This window comes from Brevundimonas viscosa (assembly GCF_900116065.1).
Lineage (GTDB): Bacteria > Pseudomonadota > Alphaproteobacteria > Caulobacterales > Caulobacteraceae > Brevundimonas > Brevundimonas viscosa.
This window is the reverse complement of the sequence record NZ_FOZV01000001.1, coordinates 287,031-302,164: the sequence shown is the minus strand read 5'-3', so window position 1 is coordinate 302,164 and position 15,134 is coordinate 287,031. Positions and strand designations below refer to the sequence as shown.

At 72.0% G+C, this 15,134-nt stretch carries 17 protein-coding genes; 8 read left to right on the top strand and 9 right to left on the bottom strand.

Annotation, left to right across the window (positions count from 1 at the left end):
- The first annotated feature begins 16 nt into the window (after positions 1 to 16).
- Positions 17 to 415, top strand: a complete 399-nt coding sequence (locus tag BM333_RS01455) for a Tat pathway signal protein (protein ID WP_092306553.1) — start codon at positions 17 to 19, stop codon at positions 413 to 415.
- Between the two features lie 19 nt (positions 416 to 434).
- Here the strand turns inward: BM333_RS01455 and BM333_RS01450 are convergent, their stop codons facing one another.
- Positions 435 to 1,409, bottom strand: a complete 975-nt coding sequence (locus BM333_RS01450; RefSeq protein WP_092306551.1) for an ABC transporter ATP-binding protein — start codon at positions 1,407 to 1,409, stop codon at positions 435 to 437.
- A 101-nt stretch (positions 1,410 to 1,510) separates the two neighbouring features.
- Between BM333_RS01450 and BM333_RS01445 the strand changes: the two genes are divergently transcribed.
- Complete coding sequence (locus BM333_RS01445) at positions 1,511 to 1,750, top strand: zinc-finger domain-containing protein (RefSeq protein ID WP_092306549.1); 240 nt, start codon at positions 1,511 to 1,513, stop codon at positions 1,748 to 1,750.
- A 6-nt stretch (positions 1,751 to 1,756) separates the two neighbouring features.
- On the opposite strand, the gene BM333_RS01440 is transcribed toward BM333_RS01445, so the two are convergent.
- The 3 genes from BM333_RS01440 to BM333_RS01430 all read right to left on the bottom strand — a co-directional run bounded on the left by BM333_RS01440 (position 1,757) and on the right by BM333_RS01430 (position 4,744).
- Positions 1,757 to 3,625, bottom strand: coding sequence for a DUF885 domain-containing protein (locus BM333_RS01440; RefSeq protein ID WP_092306547.1), 1,869 nt, complete (start codon positions 3,623 to 3,625; stop codon positions 1,757 to 1,759).
- Positions 3,626 to 3,689: 64 nt separating this feature from the next.
- Positions 3,690 to 4,301 carry a DUF6655 family protein gene (locus BM333_RS01435; protein ID WP_425425109.1) on the bottom strand — a complete coding sequence of 204 codons (612 nt, stop codon included), beginning with the start codon at positions 4,299 to 4,301 and terminating at the stop codon, positions 3,690 to 3,692.
- A gap of 2 nt (positions 4,302 to 4,303) precedes the next feature.
- Positions 4,304 to 4,744 (bottom strand): VOC family protein, encoded by a 441-nt coding sequence (locus tag BM333_RS01430; protein ID WP_092306545.1) that lies wholly within the window; start codon positions 4,742 to 4,744, stop codon positions 4,304 to 4,306.
- Positions 4,745 to 4,882: 138 nt separating this feature from the next.
- Here BM333_RS01430 and BM333_RS01425 point away from each other — a divergent pair, with 138 nt between their 5' ends.
- The 3 genes from BM333_RS01425 to BM333_RS01415 are packed head-to-tail and all read left to right on the top strand — an operon-like array spanning position 4,883 to position 6,670.
- Complete coding sequence (locus BM333_RS01425; RefSeq protein WP_092306543.1) at positions 4,883 to 5,524, top strand: exopolysaccharide biosynthesis protein; 642 nt, start codon at positions 4,883 to 4,885, stop codon at positions 5,522 to 5,524.
- 44 nt (positions 5,525 to 5,568) lie between these two features.
- Positions 5,569 to 6,102, top strand: a complete 534-nt coding sequence (locus BM333_RS01420; RefSeq protein ID WP_092306541.1) for a disulfide bond formation protein B — start codon at positions 5,569 to 5,571, stop codon at positions 6,100 to 6,102.
- Positions 6,080 to 6,670: a demethoxyubiquinone hydroxylase family protein gene (locus BM333_RS01415; RefSeq protein WP_092306539.1), complete on the top strand. Its 591-nt coding sequence runs from the start codon at positions 6,080 to 6,082 to the stop codon at positions 6,668 to 6,670. Before BM333_RS01420 ends, BM333_RS01415 begins: the two co-directional genes overlap by 23 nt.
- Positions 6,671 to 6,785: 115 nt before the next feature.
- Here the strand turns inward: BM333_RS01415 and BM333_RS01410 are convergent, their stop codons facing one another.
- The 5 genes from BM333_RS01410 to BM333_RS01390 form a co-directional block, all read right to left on the bottom strand.
- Complete coding sequence (locus BM333_RS01410; RefSeq protein WP_092306536.1) at positions 6,786 to 7,763, bottom strand: esterase-like activity of phytase family protein; 978 nt, start codon at positions 7,761 to 7,763, stop codon at positions 6,786 to 6,788.
- Positions 7,760 to 9,640 (bottom strand): cobaltochelatase subunit CobT, encoded by a 1,881-nt coding sequence (gene cobT / locus BM333_RS01405; protein WP_092306533.1) that lies wholly within the window; start codon positions 9,638 to 9,640, stop codon positions 7,760 to 7,762. The genes BM333_RS01410 and cobT overlap by 4 nt, the downstream gene beginning before the upstream one ends.
- Before the next feature lie 137 nt (positions 9,641 to 9,777).
- Complete coding sequence (locus tag BM333_RS01400; RefSeq protein WP_092306531.1) at positions 9,778 to 10,224, bottom strand: hypothetical protein; 447 nt, start codon at positions 10,222 to 10,224, stop codon at positions 9,778 to 9,780.
- 49 nt (positions 10,225 to 10,273) lie between these two features.
- Complete coding sequence (locus tag BM333_RS01395) at positions 10,274 to 10,828, bottom strand: ActR/PrrA/RegA family redox response regulator transcription factor (RefSeq protein WP_092306529.1); 555 nt, start codon at positions 10,826 to 10,828, stop codon at positions 10,274 to 10,276.
- 42 nt (positions 10,829 to 10,870) lie between these two features.
- A complete protein-coding gene (locus tag BM333_RS01390) occupies positions 10,871 to 12,382 on the bottom strand; it encodes an ActS/PrrB/RegB family redox-sensitive histidine kinase (protein WP_245777100.1) in 1,512 nt (503 codons plus the stop codon).
- 53 nt (positions 12,383 to 12,435) lie between these two features.
- Between BM333_RS01390 and BM333_RS01385 the strand changes: the two genes are divergently transcribed.
- From BM333_RS01385 to BM333_RS01375, 3 genes are all read left to right on the top strand, one after another.
- Complete coding sequence (locus BM333_RS01385) at positions 12,436 to 13,071, top strand: SCO family protein (protein ID WP_092306527.1); 636 nt, start codon at positions 12,436 to 12,438, stop codon at positions 13,069 to 13,071.
- A gap of 96 nt (positions 13,072 to 13,167) precedes the next feature.
- Positions 13,168 to 14,448, top strand: a complete 1,281-nt coding sequence (locus BM333_RS01380) for a polyhydroxyalkanoate depolymerase (RefSeq protein ID WP_092306525.1) — start codon at positions 13,168 to 13,170, stop codon at positions 14,446 to 14,448.
- Positions 14,414 to 15,130, top strand: coding sequence for a M48 family metallopeptidase (locus tag BM333_RS01375; protein ID WP_092306523.1), 717 nt, complete (start codon positions 14,414 to 14,416; stop codon positions 15,128 to 15,130). The genes BM333_RS01380 and BM333_RS01375 overlap by 35 nt, the downstream gene beginning before the upstream one ends.
- Positions 15,131 to 15,134: the final 4 nt, after the last annotated feature.

Below are 15,134 nucleotides of genomic sequence, written 5' to 3'. Positions count from 1 at the left end.
CGCCAGCATCCGGCGCATGGATCGTCGCGCCCTTCTCGGACTCGCCGCTGTCGCCGCCGCGACGGCCACGCCCGCGGCCGCCGCGGGGGGGGGCGGCGGCGGCGCGCCGCAGCCCAGCTACATGCGGCTGCCCACGATCACCGCCAATGTCCGACGCGCCGATGGCCGCCGGGGGGTGATGACGGTTGAGACCGGGCTCGATGCGCCGGATGCGGCCTTGCGCGCCCGGGTCGCGCAATCCGCGCCGCGGCTGCGCGCCGCCTACGCCGCGGTGGTCCAGACCGCCGCCAACGCCCTGTTGCCGGGGCATCCGCCCGATGTGGAGCGGCTGGTCGTCTCGCTGCAGGCGGCCACCGACACGGCCCTCGGGCGCCGGGGCGCCCGGCTGCTCATCGGGACGGTGATGGTCGTCTAGGACCACCGCCCGGCCGCCTCTAGTCCTGCGTCGGATCCACCCGCGACGCATCGCCGTAGGTGAGCGCGAGAAAGACGTCCTCGAGATCCGGATCCTCGGTGGCGATGTCGGCGATGGTCACCCCTGCCGCCCGCACCGCCGCCAGCACCTGCTCCACCGACGATTGCCCCTTCCGGTAAGAGACCGCGAACGCCCCGTTCGGGCGCGGCGTGACCTCGAAGCCCGGCAGGACCGGCGGGGTCGCCAGCTCGCCCTCGGGACTGACCACCACATGCCGGGTGTCCAGCCGGCGCAGCAACTGCGGCGTCGGCTCGCAGGCCACCACCTCGCCGCGGTTCATGATGGCGATGGTGTCGCAGAGCTCCTGCGCCTCCTCGAGGTAGTGGGTGGTCAGCAGGATGGTGACGCCCTCGGCGTTCAGCCGCCGGACGTAGTCCCACAACTGGCGGCGCAGCTCGACGTCGACGCCGGCGGTCGGCTCGTCGAGGATCAGGATCGGCGGGTTGTGGACCAGGGCCTTGGCCACCATCAGCCGCCGCTTCATGCCGCCCGAGAGGGCGCGGACATAGGCGTTGGCCTTGTCCGACAGGCCGAGCGCCGCCAGCAGTTCGTCGGAGCGCCGCTCCCTGGCCGGCACGCCGTAGAAGCCGGCCTGCACCTCCAGCGACTCGCGGGGGGTGAAGAAGACGTCGGCGACGATCTCCTGCGCCACCACGCCCAGCGCGGCCCGCGCGTCGCGCGGCTCCCGGTCGATGTCGCGGCCCCAGATCTTCGCGGTGCCGCCGGTCTTGTTGACCACGCCGGCGAGGATGTTGATCAGCGTCGACTTGCCGGCTCCGTTCGGTCCCAGCAGGCCGAACATCGAGCCGCGCGGGATGACCAGGTCGACGCCGCGCAGGGCCGTCTTGGGCGGCGACTTCTTCGAGCCGGCGTAGGTCTTCTCCAGCCCGCGCACCTCGATGGCGTTGGCGGGCAGGGCTTCGGTCTCGGTCATTCGCGCGCTTTCGGGTGTTCCGGGCCGCCCGGTTTGACGCTAAGGAGCGGCGGCGCATACCTATGTGCGCCCGCCCCGATAGCCAAGTCAGAGCCCGCCGAATGCCCCCGCGCCCGACCACCGAGATCGTCCCGCCGCCGGAAGAGATCGTGGTGACCTCCACGCGGGTGGCCTGCGACGGCGGCGGCGGCGCGCTCGGCCACCCGCTCGTCTACATGGACATGGGCGACGACGACTTCGTCGAGTGCGGCTACTGCGACCGCCGCTTCGTGCTCGGCAAGAAGCGCAAGGCCGAGAGCGAGTATCACAGCCCGGCCGCCCGGGACGCCTCCTCGCACTGACGCCGGTCAGGCGGCGGGAGCCCCGCCGCCCTCCGCGATCCAGGCGTCGACCTCGTCCTCCAGCACGTCCAGCGGCACGGAGCCCGAGCCCAGCACCACGGCGTGGAAGTCGCGGATGTCGAAGCGGTCGCCCAGCGCCGCCTGCGCCCGCTGGCGCAGCTCCATGATCTTCAGTTCGCCGATCTTGTAGCTGGTCGCCTGACCGGGGTTGGTGATGTAGCGCTCGACCTCCTTGACGATGTCGCGCTCGGACAGCAGCGAGTTCTGGCGGAAGTAGTCGATCGCCTGCTCGCGGCTCCAGCGCTTGGCGTGCAGGCCGGTGTCGGTGACCAGCCGCACCGCCCGCCACAGCTCGGTCGAGAGCCGGCCGAAGTCGGAGTAGGGGTCTTCATAGAACCCCATCTCCTTGCCCAGCCGCTCGGCGTAAAGCCCCCAGCCCTCGGCGTAGGCCCCGTAGCCGCCGAAGCGGCGGAACGACGGCAGTCCCTCCATTTCCTGGGCGTAGGCGATCTGGAAATGGTGGCCCGGCGCGCCCTCGTGATAGCTGATGCCCTCGATCTGGGGCTTCAGCACCTGGGTCATGTCGGACAGGTTGACGTAGTAGATGCCGGGCCGCGAGCCGTCCGGGGCCGGGGCGTTGTAGAAGGCGATCGAGGCGGTCGCCTCGCGCCACGGCTCCACCGCCCGCACCTCCAGCGCCGCCTCGGGCAGGTCCGAGAACCAGCGCGGCGCCGCCTCCATCACCTGGGCGATGAAGGCCCGGCTGTCCGACAGATACTGCTCCTTGCCCTCCGGCGTGTTCGGATACTGGAAGCGCGGGTCGGTCTTCAGCAGGGCGAACATCTCCTGCAGCGAGCCCTCGAACCCGACCTGGTCCATGATCGTCTGCATCTCGGCGTGGATGCGCTCGACCTCGCTCAGGCCGATCTCGTGGATCTGGTCCGCCGTCAGGTCGGTGGTCGTCGAGAGCTGCAGGCGGGCGTTGTAGTAGGCCTCGCCGTCCGGCAGCCGCCACACGCCGGCGTCGCGGTCAGGCATGGTGGCGGCCTGCTGCCGCACCTCGGCCAGGGCGGCCAGCACGTGCTCGTAGCCGCGCTTCCACTCGCCGGTCAGAGCCGCCCGCCCCTCGGCCAGCAGCCGGGCCTTCGTCGCCTCGTCGGCCTCCAGAGCGTTGATCTTCTTCTGGAAATCGGCCCAGACCGGGTTGTCGGCGCCGCTGTCGAAAGGCGCGCCGGCGATGATGTTGCGGGTGTTCTCGATCGACGGCTCGAACACGAAAGTGGGCGAGATGACCCCACCGGCGGCGCGCTGGCGCAGTTCGGCGGCGATCTCCTGCATCACCCGCTCGGAATCACGCAGGCGCGACACATAGGCCTCGGCGTCCTCGACGCTGTCGATCCGGTGCTGGTTGATCATGAACACCGGCAGGCCGGTGGTCGGGTTGCCGTTGGCGGCGAACTGGAAGCCCCAGTCGCGCCAGCGGTTCTGTAGCCGGGCCTGCTCCACGCCGTATTCGAAGAGGCGCATCGACATGCGGCTGTCGGCGCTGACCTTCGCCGGGTCGAATTCGGCCTTCATCCTCGCCAGCTGGGCCTCGGACAGGGCGAGCGCGCGCTCCGCCGCCGCGTCGGTGCCGTCGTCGAGGCGGCCGTAGTCGCGCTTGATGCCCAGCGAGGTCATCGTCTGCGGCGACAGCGCGATCCGCTCCTGGAAGGCCTGCTCGAAGAAGGCGGCCAGCCGCGCGTCCTCGCTCTGCGCCGCGGCCTGGTGGGCCGCGTGATCGGCATGTCCGGCGTGGGCGTCCTGCGCCACGGCGGCAGGGGCGAGGGCCAGCGTCGCGGCGACGGCGGCGGTGGAGACGAGCAGACGACGCATGGGACCTCCCGGAACACAGAGGCCGCGACCTTCACCGCTCCGGCGGCGAGGCGCAAGGCGCCTGCTAGAACTCCCGCCAGCTGTCGCCGGGGTCGCGTTCGCCGGGGTCGATGCGTTGCTGGCCCCAGGAGACGATCATCAGCAGCTTGTGGCTGCGGATGCGGAACTCGCCGGTCATCGGCACGATGGCCCCCAGGGGCGCACCGGTGCGCGGCTCGTAAAGGAAGCCGGAGAACTCGGCCACGCCCACCCGGTCGCGGCGGCTGTAAACGGACAGCTCCGGAATCGAGACGACGTTGAAGTTCTCGTTGATCGGCACCCGCATGTCCGGGAGGCCGAAGACGCGGCGCATCTGCTCCAGCGACAGGGTGCCGGCGCGCACCTCGAGCACGGCGTCGGCGTCGTTCTTGGACGGGGCGAGGGCGTAGCCGGCCTCGGACAGGGCCGCCCGGATGGCGCTGATGGCGTAGGCCGCGGCCTCGGCCCGGAAGTAGGCGTCGTCGACATAGACGCGCGAGCCGCCGGGGATCGGCAGGGTCAGGCCCTCGACGGCGCGATCGGCGGCGCGGGCGACCAGCAGTTGCTCGGTGGCGGTCCGCGACGGATAGGTCTCGGAGGTGGAGGCGCAGGCGGCGAGGCCCAGCAGGGCCAGCGGCAGGACGGCGAAGCGCTTCAAGGTCACCAGCTCCCGACGTTCGGCATCGAGGCCCACGGCTCGGCGGGGGCGAGGGGCTCGCCCTCCTGGAGCAGCTCGATCGAGATGCCGTCGGGCGACCGGACGAAGGCCATGCGGCCGTCGCGCGGCGGGCGGTTGATGGTCACGCCGCCGTCCATCAGCCGCTGGCAGGCGGCGTAGATGTCGTCGACCTTGTAGGCCAGATGACCGAAGTTGCGGCCGCCGGTGTAGGTCTCCGGGTCCCAGTTGTAGGTCAGCTCCACCTCGGGCGAGCGCTCGCTCTCCGAGCGGGCGAGATCCTTGGGCGCGGCGAGGAAGACGAGGGTGTAGCGCCCTGCCTCGTTGTCCATCCGCCGGACCTCCTCGAGACCGAGCAGATAGCGCCAGAAACGCAGGGAGGCGTCGAGGTCCGCCACGCGGACCATGGTGTGGAGATAGCGCATGGACTCGGCCGGTTTCGAAAGGGGAGGTCCGGCTTATAGCGGCGCACCGGCCTCGCGGCGACTCACAGGCGGTTTCCACCCCTCTCGTCATCCGGCGGCTTTCCGGCTACCCACCCGCCTCGACCCGTGGGGAGACCGATGAGCGAAACCCGGAACCAGTACGCCGACGATCCAAAGCAGGGCTTCATCGCCCTGGTGGCCGACCTCGCCGCGATCAGCGGGCCCGACGGCCTGACCCTGCTCGAGATCCGCGACCGGCTGGACGAGCGGGCCTTCGGCCTGATGATCCTCATCCTCGCCATCCCCTGCCTGGTGCCGGCGCTGTACGGCGTGCCCCAGATCGTCGGCATCCCGATCCTGATCCTGGCCGTGCAGATGCTGGCCGGACGGGTCGAGCCGTGGTTGCCGGACGCGGTGCTGCAGCGCCGGGTGTCGAAGGCCTGGCTCGAGCGGATGGCCGACTTCGCCACGAAGCGCATGGGCTGGTTCGAGCGTCTGTCGCGGCCGCGGCTGACCGTCTTCGCCGAGGGCTGGGCGGAGCGGGCGGCGGCCTTCTTCATGATCCTCGCCACCCTGACCATCGTCCTGCCCATGACCAACACCGTCCCGTCGGTGGCGCTGACCCTGCTGTCAGTGGGTCTGATCCAGCGCGACGGCCTGTTCGTGGCCGCCGGCGCGGCGGTGGCGACAGGATGGGCCATGGCCCTGGCGGCCGTGGGCATAGGCTTCTTCGTCGGGGCCGGCTGGGCCGTCTCCCTGATCACGCGCTTCGGCGGTTGAGCCCAATCGACGCGGCGCTGCGGCGCCGCTATGAACGAGGTCCGATGAGAGGCCTTTACCGACTCCTGACGCGGTGGTGGACCGCCTTCGCCCTGGCGGCCTCGCTGGCCATGCTGGCGGCGGCGCACGCCTTCGAACGCTTCGGCGGGCTGGCGCCGTGCAACCTCTGCCTCAAGCAGCGCGAGGTCTACTGGGGCGCAGCGGCCATCGCCCTGGTGGCCACCGTCTGGCACCTGGTCAGTCGCGGCAGCCGCGGTACGCCTCGCATCGCCGCCTTCCTGCTGGCGGTGACCTTCGCCACCGGCGCGATCACCGCCGTCTTCCACATGGGCGGCGAACTGGACTGGTGGACCCTGCCGGCCGCCTGCGCCGGTGGCGGGGAGGTTGACCTCGAGAGCCTGACGGCCCTCGCCCTGGGCACCGGACCGGTCGAACGACCGGCCATGTGCGACGCCGTGGCGTGGAGCTTCCTCGGCCTCAGCATGGCAGGGTGGAACGCCCTGATCTCCGCGGCATTGGCCGTGTTCAGCCTGCTCGCCGCCAAGAGGCCCAAGGATGCCCGCGCACCCCGCATCTGAACCGTCCGCCCGCCGAATCCCGCTGGCCCGCCCGGGCCGGGGCGCCAGCAAGCGCCGGCGTGACGAGATCCTGCGGGTCGATCACGCCGGCGAGTATGCGGCGGTGCAGATCTACCGCGCCCAGCGGGCGGTCTTCGCCGGCCGCCCGGGCAAGGACCAGATCGCCGCGGACATGGCCGGGATGCGGGCGCAGGAGCAGGTGCATCTCGACCGCTTCAACGCCCTGCTCGCCGCCGAGAAGGTGCGGCCGACGGCGATGACGCCGCTCTGGCGGCTGGCGGCGCTGGGGCTGGGCGCCGGCACGGCGCTGCTGGGCGAGAAGGCCGCTCACGCCTGCACCGAGGCGGTGGAGAGCGTCATCGAGGAGCACTACGCCGACCAGATCGCCGAGGTGCGCGAGCAGGATCCGGAGCTGGCGGCGGAGCTGACCCGCTTCCGCGACGAGGAGTTGGCCCACCACGACCACGCCGTCGCCCATGGCAGCCGCGAGGCCCCCGGCTACGGCCTGCTGAGCGCGGTGATCAAGGCGGGCTGCCGGGCGGCGATCAAGGTGTCCGAGAGGTTCTAGGTTCTAGGTTCTAGGTTCTAGGTTCTAGGTTCTAGGGATTAGGGATCAGGGCGGACGAGGCCCATGTCCGCGCGAGTTCCCTAATCCCTAAGCCCTAAGCCCTAAGCCCTAAGCCCTAATCCCTCACATCGAACGCCAGCAGCAGGGTGCGCTGGGCCGGTTCATTGTTGTCGTCGGACAGGATGTAGAGGCGCGTCGCGCCGTCGCGGACCACCGCGGCTATCCCCTCGAAATTGTCGGTGGTGCCGGGGAGCTTGAGCTCAACCAGCACCGGGCCGAGCGAGCCGTCGGGAGCCATGCGGCGGACGCGGGCGCGGGCGTCGACCGGCGGGCTGAACGAGCGCTGGACCACGAAGTAGCCGTCGCCGGCCGGGTCGCGGTCCATGCCGGTGATGCGGTAGTCGCTGTCGGGCAGCGGGGTTTCGGGGAAGGGGACGACGACCGTGCAGGCGACGGGACGGCAGTCCCAGACGCCGCCGGACTCGCCCGCCACGCGCCAGCCGCCGTCGGCGCGGGCGGCGACGCCCTCCATGCCGTCGTTATTGGCGAAGGCGAAGTCCGGGGCGGTCAACGGCGTCGGCCGTTCGGCGGCCCGGCGGGCCGGGCCGTAGCTCCACAGGCGGTGATCGCGTTCGAAGCCGACCAGCAGGGTCCCGTCGGCAAGCACCGCAAGACTCTCCGCGTCGCGCTCGCTCCGCTCCACGACCGGCTGGCCGTCGGAGCGCGTCAGCGGCCGCACCGCCAGTCCCTCAAGGCCGACGAGGTCGCCCTCGTCGTCGAGCCGCAGGCGACCGCGCGCCAGCAGCCCGTTGTCGATCACGGAAAGGAAGGTCCCGTCCCCGAGCAGCTTCAGGTCGGACAGGCTGTGCAGGGGCGAGTCGCTGTCGGCGACCAGTTCGACGCCGCCCGCGAAGTCCACGTCGTCGTCGAGCACCGCGCCGCCAGGCAGGCCGAGGCCGACGGGGCGGACGGCGGCGGCGGCGGCGGTCCAGCCCGGCTCCACCGCGGCCGGCGGCGGCACGGCGACCGCCGCGGCGCAGCCGGCGAGCAGGGTCGCGACGGCGAGCGGCAGGAGCCGGCCCAGGGCGCTCACGCGGCGCGCTTCCGGCGGGCGGCGCGCGGCTCGGCCGTGGGCTTCGCCTCGAACAGTTCGGCCAGCTTCTCGATCATCACGCCCCCCAGTTGCTCGACGTCGACGATGGTCACCGCCCGCCGGTACCAGCGGGTCACGTCGTGGCCGATGCCGATGGCGATCAGCTCGACCGGCGAACGCGTCTCGATCTGCTCGATCACCTGCCGAAGGTGCTTGTCGAGGTAAAGCGCCGCGTTCGCCGACTGGGTGGAATCGTCAACCGGAGAGCCGTCCGAGATGACCATCAGGATCTGGCGCGCCTCGGGCCGGGCCAGCAGGCGCTCGTGCGCCCACAGCAGGGCCTCGCCGTCGATGTTCTCCTTGAGAAGCCCCTCGCGCATCATCAGGCCGAGGTTCTTCTTCGCCCGCCGCCACGGCGCGTCGGCGGCCTTGTAGATGATGTGGCGCAGGTCGTTCAGGCGGCCCGGGCCGGCGGGCTTGCCGGCGCTGATCCACGCCTCGCGGCTCTGGCCGCCCTTCCAGGCGCGGGTGGTGAAGCCGAGGATCTCGACCTTGACCCCGCAGCGCTCCAGCGTGCGGGCGAGGATGTCGGCGCAGACCGCGGCGACCATGATCGGGCGGCCGCGCATCGAGCCGGAGTTGTCGAGCAACAGGGTGACGACGGTGTCCCGGAAGGGGCTCTCGCTCTCGGCCTTGAAGCTGAGCGGACTCGTGGGGTCGACCACGATGCGGGTCAGGCGGGCGGTGTCGAGCACCCCCTCCTCGAGGTCGAAATGCCAGCTGCGGTTCTGCTGGGCCATCAGGCGGCGCTGCAGCTTGTTGGCCAGCCGCGCCACCACCGAGCTGAGCGCCGTCAGTTGCTGGTCGAGCAGGGCGCGCAGCCGCTCCAGTTCCCCAGGATCGCACAGCTCGGCGGCGTCGATGGTCTCGTCGAAAGCGGAGGTGAACACCCGGTAGGCGTCGATGGCGCGGCCGTCGTCGGCGGTCTGCTGGCGATTGGGCAGCGCCCCTTCGTCGAGGTCGGGTCCCTCGTCGGTCGCGTCGCCCTGGGGTTCGGCCGGAGCGCCGTCGGGGCGGCTGTCGCGCTCGTCGCCGGCGGTCTGGTCGTCGGTGGAGCCGTCCATCGACTGGCCCTCGCCGCCGCCGGCGTCGTCCTCGTCCTCATCCGGCTTGTCGGCCGCGTCGGGCTGCGGTTCCTCGGGCTTGTCGTCGCCCTCGTCCTCGGAGGCGTCGTCGCCCTGGCCGTCGCCGGGGTCGAGGTCGAGCGCGCGCAACACCGCCTTCAGCCGGCCGGCGAAGGCGGCCTGGTCGTCGGCGGCGTCGGCGAGGGCGTCGAACTGCGCCCCGGCCTTGCGCTCCAGCTCCGCTCGCACGAGGTCCAGCAGGGCGCCGGCCCCGTCGGGCGCGCGCCGGCCCGTCAGCCGTTCCCGCGCCAGCAGGGCCGCCGCCTCGGCCAGCGGCACGCGCTCGGCCTCCGCGACGCGCAGCGCGCCGGTCTTCTCCAGCCGGGTGAGCAGGGCGGCGTCGAGGTTGGCGCGGACGCCGGCCAGCGAGCGCGCCCCGACCGCCTCGACCCGGGCCTGCTCCACCGCCTCGAACACCTCCGCGGCCTGCCGGTCAGACGGGCGCAGGCGGGCGTTCAGGCCCTCGTCATGGTTGGCCAGGCGCAGCGCCAGCCGGTCGGCCTGGCCGCGCAGGGCGGCGCTCTCCGGCCCGGCCGGATCGCGCGGCGGGTGCGGCAGGGTGAGGACGCCATTCGACAGCTTCGGCCCGTCGGAGCCGAAGGCCACCTCCAGCCCCGACTGTTCGGCCAGGGCCCGCGCCGCATGGGCGAGGGCGCGCTTGAACAGTTCGGCGGGAGTTTCGGCGGCGGCCATGGAGTGCAGTTAGCGCGTCAGGGGCGGGGGTTGAAGGGGACGTCCGGTCTGGGGCGGAGATCGGGCCCCCGCTTCTCCGTTCCCGCGGCGGGCGACGCGCCTTCGTCCGGTCGCCGCCGGAGCGTCGGGTCCGCCGCTCAGCGCCGTCGGGCGGCCGCCGCTCCGAAGGCGAACGCCGCCATCGCCCCCGCCAGCCCGACCGCCGCCGCAAGCGCCGCCTCGGCGTAGGCGGGGGCCGTGACGGCGAAGCGGACGGGTCCCACCGCATTCAGGGCCATCTGGATCCGCACCAGACCGTAGGCCCCGGGCGTCAGCCCCAGCAGGGCGGAGCCGACGCCCGCGGCGACAAGCAGTCCGCTGATCGCGCGACCCGGCGCTAACAGGCTGACCACGCCGAGACCCGCGATCGGCAGCCAGAGCAGGAGGCAGATCATCATCGAAAGCTTGAGCAGGATATCGGCCTCCAGGAACAGCATTCCCGGCCCGTAGCCCGCCATGTAGGTCGTCAGCAGCCAGACGCAGGCTCCGGCCGTGGCCAGGAAACCCGCCGTGGCGGCAGTCAGCGCGATCGCGTGCAGCTTCATCTCGACCCTCCCTCCGCGACGCTGCGGACACGGGCGGGCGGCGTCAAGCCTAGCGCGGCGCCCGCTTGGCGAGGATGCGCTGCAGGGTGCGGCGGTGCATGCCCAGCCGGCGGGCCGTCTCCGAGACGTTGTGGTCGCACAGTTCGTAGACCCGCTGGATGTGCTCCCAGCGCACCCGGTCGGCGCTCATCGGATTGGCCGGCGGCTCGGGAGCCTCGCCGGTGGCCAGCAGGGCCTTGACCACGTCGTCGGCGTCGGCCGGCTTCTGCAGGTAGTCAACCGCCCCGGCCTTGACCGCCGCCACCGCCGTGGCGATGGCGCCGTAGCCGGTGAGCATGACGATGCGGGCGTCCTCGCGACGATCGCGGATCGCCTCGACCACCTTGAGGCCGTTGCCGTCCTCCAGCCGCATGTCGAGCACGGCGAAGGCCGGGGCCGAGGTCCGCAGCGCCTCGTTGGCCTCGGCCACCGAGGCGGCGGTGGTGACCTGGAAGCCGCGGCTCTCCAGCGCCCGCCCCATGCGCGTGCGCAGGGCGTTGTCGTCGTCGAGCAGCAGCAGGGTCTTGTCCTCGAGGGCGGCGATCCGGGCTTCGGTGTCTGTCATGTCGTTCTCCGTGCGCTCAAGTCGGGGCCCGCGTCCGCGCCGTCAAGGTTCAGTACGCACGGGCGAGGTGATCGGAGCTGCGACCTCCAGCGCCGGCCGCGGCCACCGCACCGCCACCCGGGCGCCCTTCGGCTGGCCCTTGCCGCCGTCGCCCGCGCCCACCGAGACGCGGCCGCCGGTGCGCTCCAGCAGGGTGCGGGCGATGAAGAAGCCCAGCCCCATGCCGCCCTGGCTGGGGGCGATGGTCGCCGGCTCGGGCGCCGGCGCCGCCTTGCGGCCCTTGCGGCCGGGCGCGGCCGCGGCGGCGGCCACCGAGGCGGCGATCTGGGCGGCCAGCGCCCGGCGCGCCTTGCCCTGCGGCCGGCTGGTCACATAGGGCTCGCCCAACCGGGGCAGGATGTCGGCGGGGAAGCCGGGGCCGTCGTCGACCACCTCGATCTCGATGAAGCCGGCGTCCACCAGGCCGCGCACCCGGACGCGGCTGTGGGCGAAGTCGGCGGCGTTCTCGACCAGGGTCGAAAGGCCGTGGATGACCTCGGGCAGTCGGCGCACCCGCGGCTCGGGTTCGCCCGAGGCGGTGCGCACCGACACCTCGAAATCGAGGTCGAAGCCGCGATGCGGCTCGACCACCTCCTCCAGCAGGGCCTTCAGCCCGACCTCGGCGAAGGCGATCCCGCCCTCGTCCGGCTGCTGCGACAGCCGCTTGAGGATGTCCCGACAGCGTTCGGCCTGCTGCAGGATCAGGGCGGCGTCCTCGGCCGCGCGGCCGTCGCGGGCGGATTCGCGCAGCAGCTCGCGGGCCACCACCTGGATGGTGGCCAGCGGCGTGCCCAGCTCGTGCGCCGCCGCCGCCGCCAGCCCGCCCAGGGCCGCCATCCGCTGCTCGCGCTGCAGCACGTCCTGGGTGGTGGCCAGCGCCAGCTCCAGCTTCTCGGCGTCGGCCGCGACCCGCCAGGCGTAGGCCGAGGTGAACACCACGCCGGTGGTCAGGGCCAGGCCGGCCCCGAAGCGGTAGAGCGGCGGCAGGTCGATCTCGGTCCCCGACTGCCACGGCAGCGGCAGGGCGAAGAAGAACAGGGCGACGGTGGCGGCCAGCACCAGCAGACCCATCAGCACCGCCTGCCGCGCCGGCAGCGAGGCCGCGGCCACCGTCACCGGCGCCACCAGCAGGATGCAGAACGGGTTCTGCAGGCCGCCGGTCAGGGCCAGCAGCACCGACAGTTGCAGGATGTCGAAGCCAAGGTGGGCGGCGGTCAGCGCCCCGTCGGCCGTCGCGCCCTCGGTGCGACGCAGGCGGGCGGTGGCGTTCAGGTTCATCGCCACGCTGGCGGCCACCGCGGCCAGACAGCCCCACAGGGGCAGGTCGAAATGGAACCAGGCCGTGGCGATCAGGATGGTGGCGCTCTGCCCGGCGACGGCCATCCAGCGCAGGATGACCAGGGTGCGCAGGCTCAGGCCGCGGCTGCGCCGGGGCAGGTTGCGCCAGCCGGCGAACCGTCCGCCCTCGGGCAGGTCCCCGGCCTGCGGCGATGGATGATCTTCTGCGAGGCTCACAGCTCTCCTATAGACGCGTTCGTCCGCAAGGGGACGTGTCCGAAAGGTCCGCGATGCCGCGCCGTTCCATCCTGCTGTTCGCGGCCGCCTGCCTGGTCGTGGCGGCGGCGCTCGCCGTCGTCACCGTGGTCCTGGTCCAGCGGGCCGACGAGGGCCGCTCCGCCTACGGGACGGGAGCCGAAGTCGCCTCGACCGGCCAGCCGCAGCTGGGCGGGCCCTTCCAGCTGGTCGACCAGGACGGCCGGGCCGTCGACCAGTCCCTGCTGGAAGGCAAATGGTCGCTGGTCTTCTTCGGATTCACGTACTGCCCCGACTACTGCCCCACGACCCTGACCATGCTGGAGGCGACGAAGCGGCGTCTGGGCGATCGCGCCGACGAGCTGCAGATCGTCTTCATCACCGTCGATCCGGAGCGCGACAGCCCGCAGGCGCTCAAGGACTACCTGTCGTCCGACGGCTTCCCCGAAGGGGTCATCGGCCTGACCGGCACGCCGCGGCAGATCGCCGATGTCGCCCGCGCCTATGGCGCGCCGTACCAGAGGGTCGGCGAGGGCGAGGGCTACACCATGAACCACGGGCTGACGATCTACCTGATGGGCCCCGACGGCGGGTTCCGCGCGCCCCTTGGCCACGATCTCGGGCCGGAGCGGGCGGCGCAGGTGATCGAGCGGGTGATGGCGCGCGGCTGAGCCGTCACGTTTACGGTTGTCGCCGATAATCCTTTTGCAGCGCCGCGCGTTCTATGCTGCCCTGCCGCATACGGCGGGGGCCGTTCCAGGACACGCATGCTTTATACGCTTCACGAGCTCGCCTACGCCTCGGCGGCTCCCTTCCGGATCGGGGCGCAGCTGGCCCGCGACTTCTGGACCCATCCGTTCAATCCGGCGGCCGAGACCGCGCTGGGCCGCACCGCCTTCGCCTCGGCCGAGTTGTTCGAGAGCGTCACCCGCCGCTACGGCAAGCCGGCCTGGGGGCTGGAGACGATCGAGATCGACGGCCGCAAGGTTCGCACCACCGAACAGGTCATCTGGGCCTCGCCGTGGTGCCGGCTGGTGCGCTTCGCCCGTCACCTCGGCGACCTCAAGCGGGCGGGCAAGCCGACCGTCGCGCCGGCGGTGCTGATCGTCGCCCCGCTGTCGGGCCACTACGCCACCTTGCTGCGCGGCACGGTCGAGACCTTCCTGCAGGACCACGACGTCTACGTCACCGACTGGGCCAACGCCCGGCAGGTTCCGATGCTGGAGGGGCGTTTCGACTTCTCCGACTACATCGACCACGTCCGCACCATGCTGGCCCAGATCGGGCCGCGCGCGCACGTGGTCGGCGTCTGCCAGCCGGGGCCGCCGGTACTGGCCGCCTGCGCCCTGATGGCCGAGGACGGCGATCCGAACCGGCCCGCCTCGATGACCTTCATGGGCTCCCCCATCGACGCCCGCCTGTCCCCGACGGTGATCAACGGCCTCGCCGAGGAGAAGCCCTTCACCTGGTTCCGGTCGAACATGATCCACACCGTGCCGTGGCCCTATCCGGGCTTCGGGCGGCGCGTCTATCCGGGCTTCGTCCAGCTCTACAGCTTCATGTCGATGAACGAGGAGCGCCACGTCGACGCCCACCACGAGTATTTCCAGCACCTCGTCAACGGCGACGGCGACGGGGTCGAGAAGCACGAGGCCTTCTACAACGAGTACCTGTCGGTGCTCGACCTGACCGAGGAGTTCTATCTCCAGACCATCGACATCGTCTTCCAGCAGCACCTGTTGCCGCGCGGCCTGCTGGAGCACCGCGGCCGACGCGTCGACCTGACGAGGATCGCAGACATCGGGCTGATGACGGTCGAGGGCGAGAAGGACGACATCTCCGGCGTCGGCCAGACCCAGGCGGCCCATACGCTGTGTTCGAACATCCCCGACGATCGCCGGGTGCTCTACGTCCAGCCGGACGTCGGCCACTACGGCGTGTTCAACGGCCGCCGCTTCCGTGACGAGATCTATCCCCGCACGCGCGATTTCATCGCCCGCAACGAGGCCCTGAGTGTCCTACCGGAACGGCCAGCGGCTGCCGCCTGAGGCGCTGGGCGTCCCCGCCCGACTGTCGGTCAATCCGCGCGCCCGCCGGCTGTCGATCCGCATCGACGGCCGCGCCGGCGAGGCGGTGCTGGTGGCGCCGTCGGAACGCCGGCTGGGGGATGTCGTCGCCTTCGCGCACGGCAAGGCCGGGTGGATGCGTCAGAGGCTCGCCGCCCGTCCGGAGAGCGCGCCGCTGGCTCCCGACGCCATCGTCCCCGTTTTCGGCCGGCCCACCCGGCTGACGGCCGCCGGCGGCGCCGGAGCGGCCCGGCTGGTGGAGGGCGACGCGGGGCCGGTGATCGTTTCCGGCGGCGAGGGCGAAGCCTATGCGCGGCGGGTCGAGAACCTGCTCAAACGGCTGGCCCGGCAGGCGCTGGTCGAGCGCACCGAACACCACCTGCGCACCCTCGGCCAGCGGCCCGTGCGGGTCTCGATCACCGACGCCCGCTCGCGCTGGGGCTCATGCAGCCCGCACAATCGCACCATTCGCTACAGCTGGCGGGTGATCATGGCCCCGCCTGCGGTGGCGGACTACCTCGCCGCGCACGAGGTCGCCCATCTGGTCCACGCTGACCACAGCCCGGCCTACTGGTCGGTGGTCGAGCGGCTGGTCGGCGACCACCGCCCGTTCCGCAAGTGGCTGCGCGAGCACGGGGCAGCGCTGCACGCCGTCGGGCGCTGAGCGG

Excerpts from the sequence above, each read along its gene's own strand:
- cobT (WP_092306533.1), bottom strand. The coding sequence starts at position 9,640 with ATGGCCGCCGCCGAAACTCCCGCCGAACTGTTCAAGCGCGCCCTCGCC.
- BM333_RS01440 (WP_092306547.1), bottom strand. The coding sequence starts at position 3,625 with ATGCGTCGTCTGCTCGTCTCCACCGCCGCCGTCGCCGCGACGCTGGCC.
- BM333_RS01445 (WP_092306549.1), top strand. The coding sequence starts at position 1,511 with ATGCCCCCGCGCCCGACCACCGAGATCGTCCCGCCGCCGGAAGAGATC.
- BM333_RS01420 (WP_092306541.1), top strand. The coding sequence starts at position 5,569 with ATGAGAGGCCTTTACCGACTCCTGACGCGGTGGTGGACCGCCTTCGCC.
- BM333_RS01455 (WP_092306553.1), top strand. The coding sequence starts at position 17 with ATGGATCGTCGCGCCCTTCTCGGACTCGCCGCTGTCGCCGCCGCGACG.
- BM333_RS01415 (WP_092306539.1), top strand. The coding sequence starts at position 6,080 with ATGCCCGCGCACCCCGCATCTGAACCGTCCGCCCGCCGAATCCCGCTG.
- BM333_RS01450 (WP_092306551.1), bottom strand. The coding sequence starts at position 1,409 with ATGACCGAGACCGAAGCCCTGCCCGCCAACGCCATCGAGGTGCGCGGG.
- BM333_RS01425 (WP_092306543.1), top strand. The coding sequence starts at position 4,883 with ATGAGCGAAACCCGGAACCAGTACGCCGACGATCCAAAGCAGGGCTTC.
- BM333_RS01380 (WP_092306525.1), top strand. The coding sequence starts at position 13,168 with ATGCTTTATACGCTTCACGAGCTCGCCTACGCCTCGGCGGCTCCCTTC.
- BM333_RS01430 (WP_092306545.1), bottom strand. The coding sequence starts at position 4,744 with ATGCGCTATCTCCACACCATGGTCCGCGTGGCGGACCTCGACGCCTCC.
- BM333_RS01400 (WP_092306531.1), bottom strand. The coding sequence starts at position 10,224 with ATGAAGCTGCACGCGATCGCGCTGACTGCCGCCACGGCGGGTTTCCTG.
- BM333_RS01385 (WP_092306527.1), top strand. The coding sequence starts at position 12,436 with ATGCCGCGCCGTTCCATCCTGCTGTTCGCGGCCGCCTGCCTGGTCGTG.
- BM333_RS01395 (WP_092306529.1), bottom strand. The coding sequence starts at position 10,828 with ATGACAGACACCGAAGCCCGGATCGCCGCCCTCGAGGACAAGACCCTG.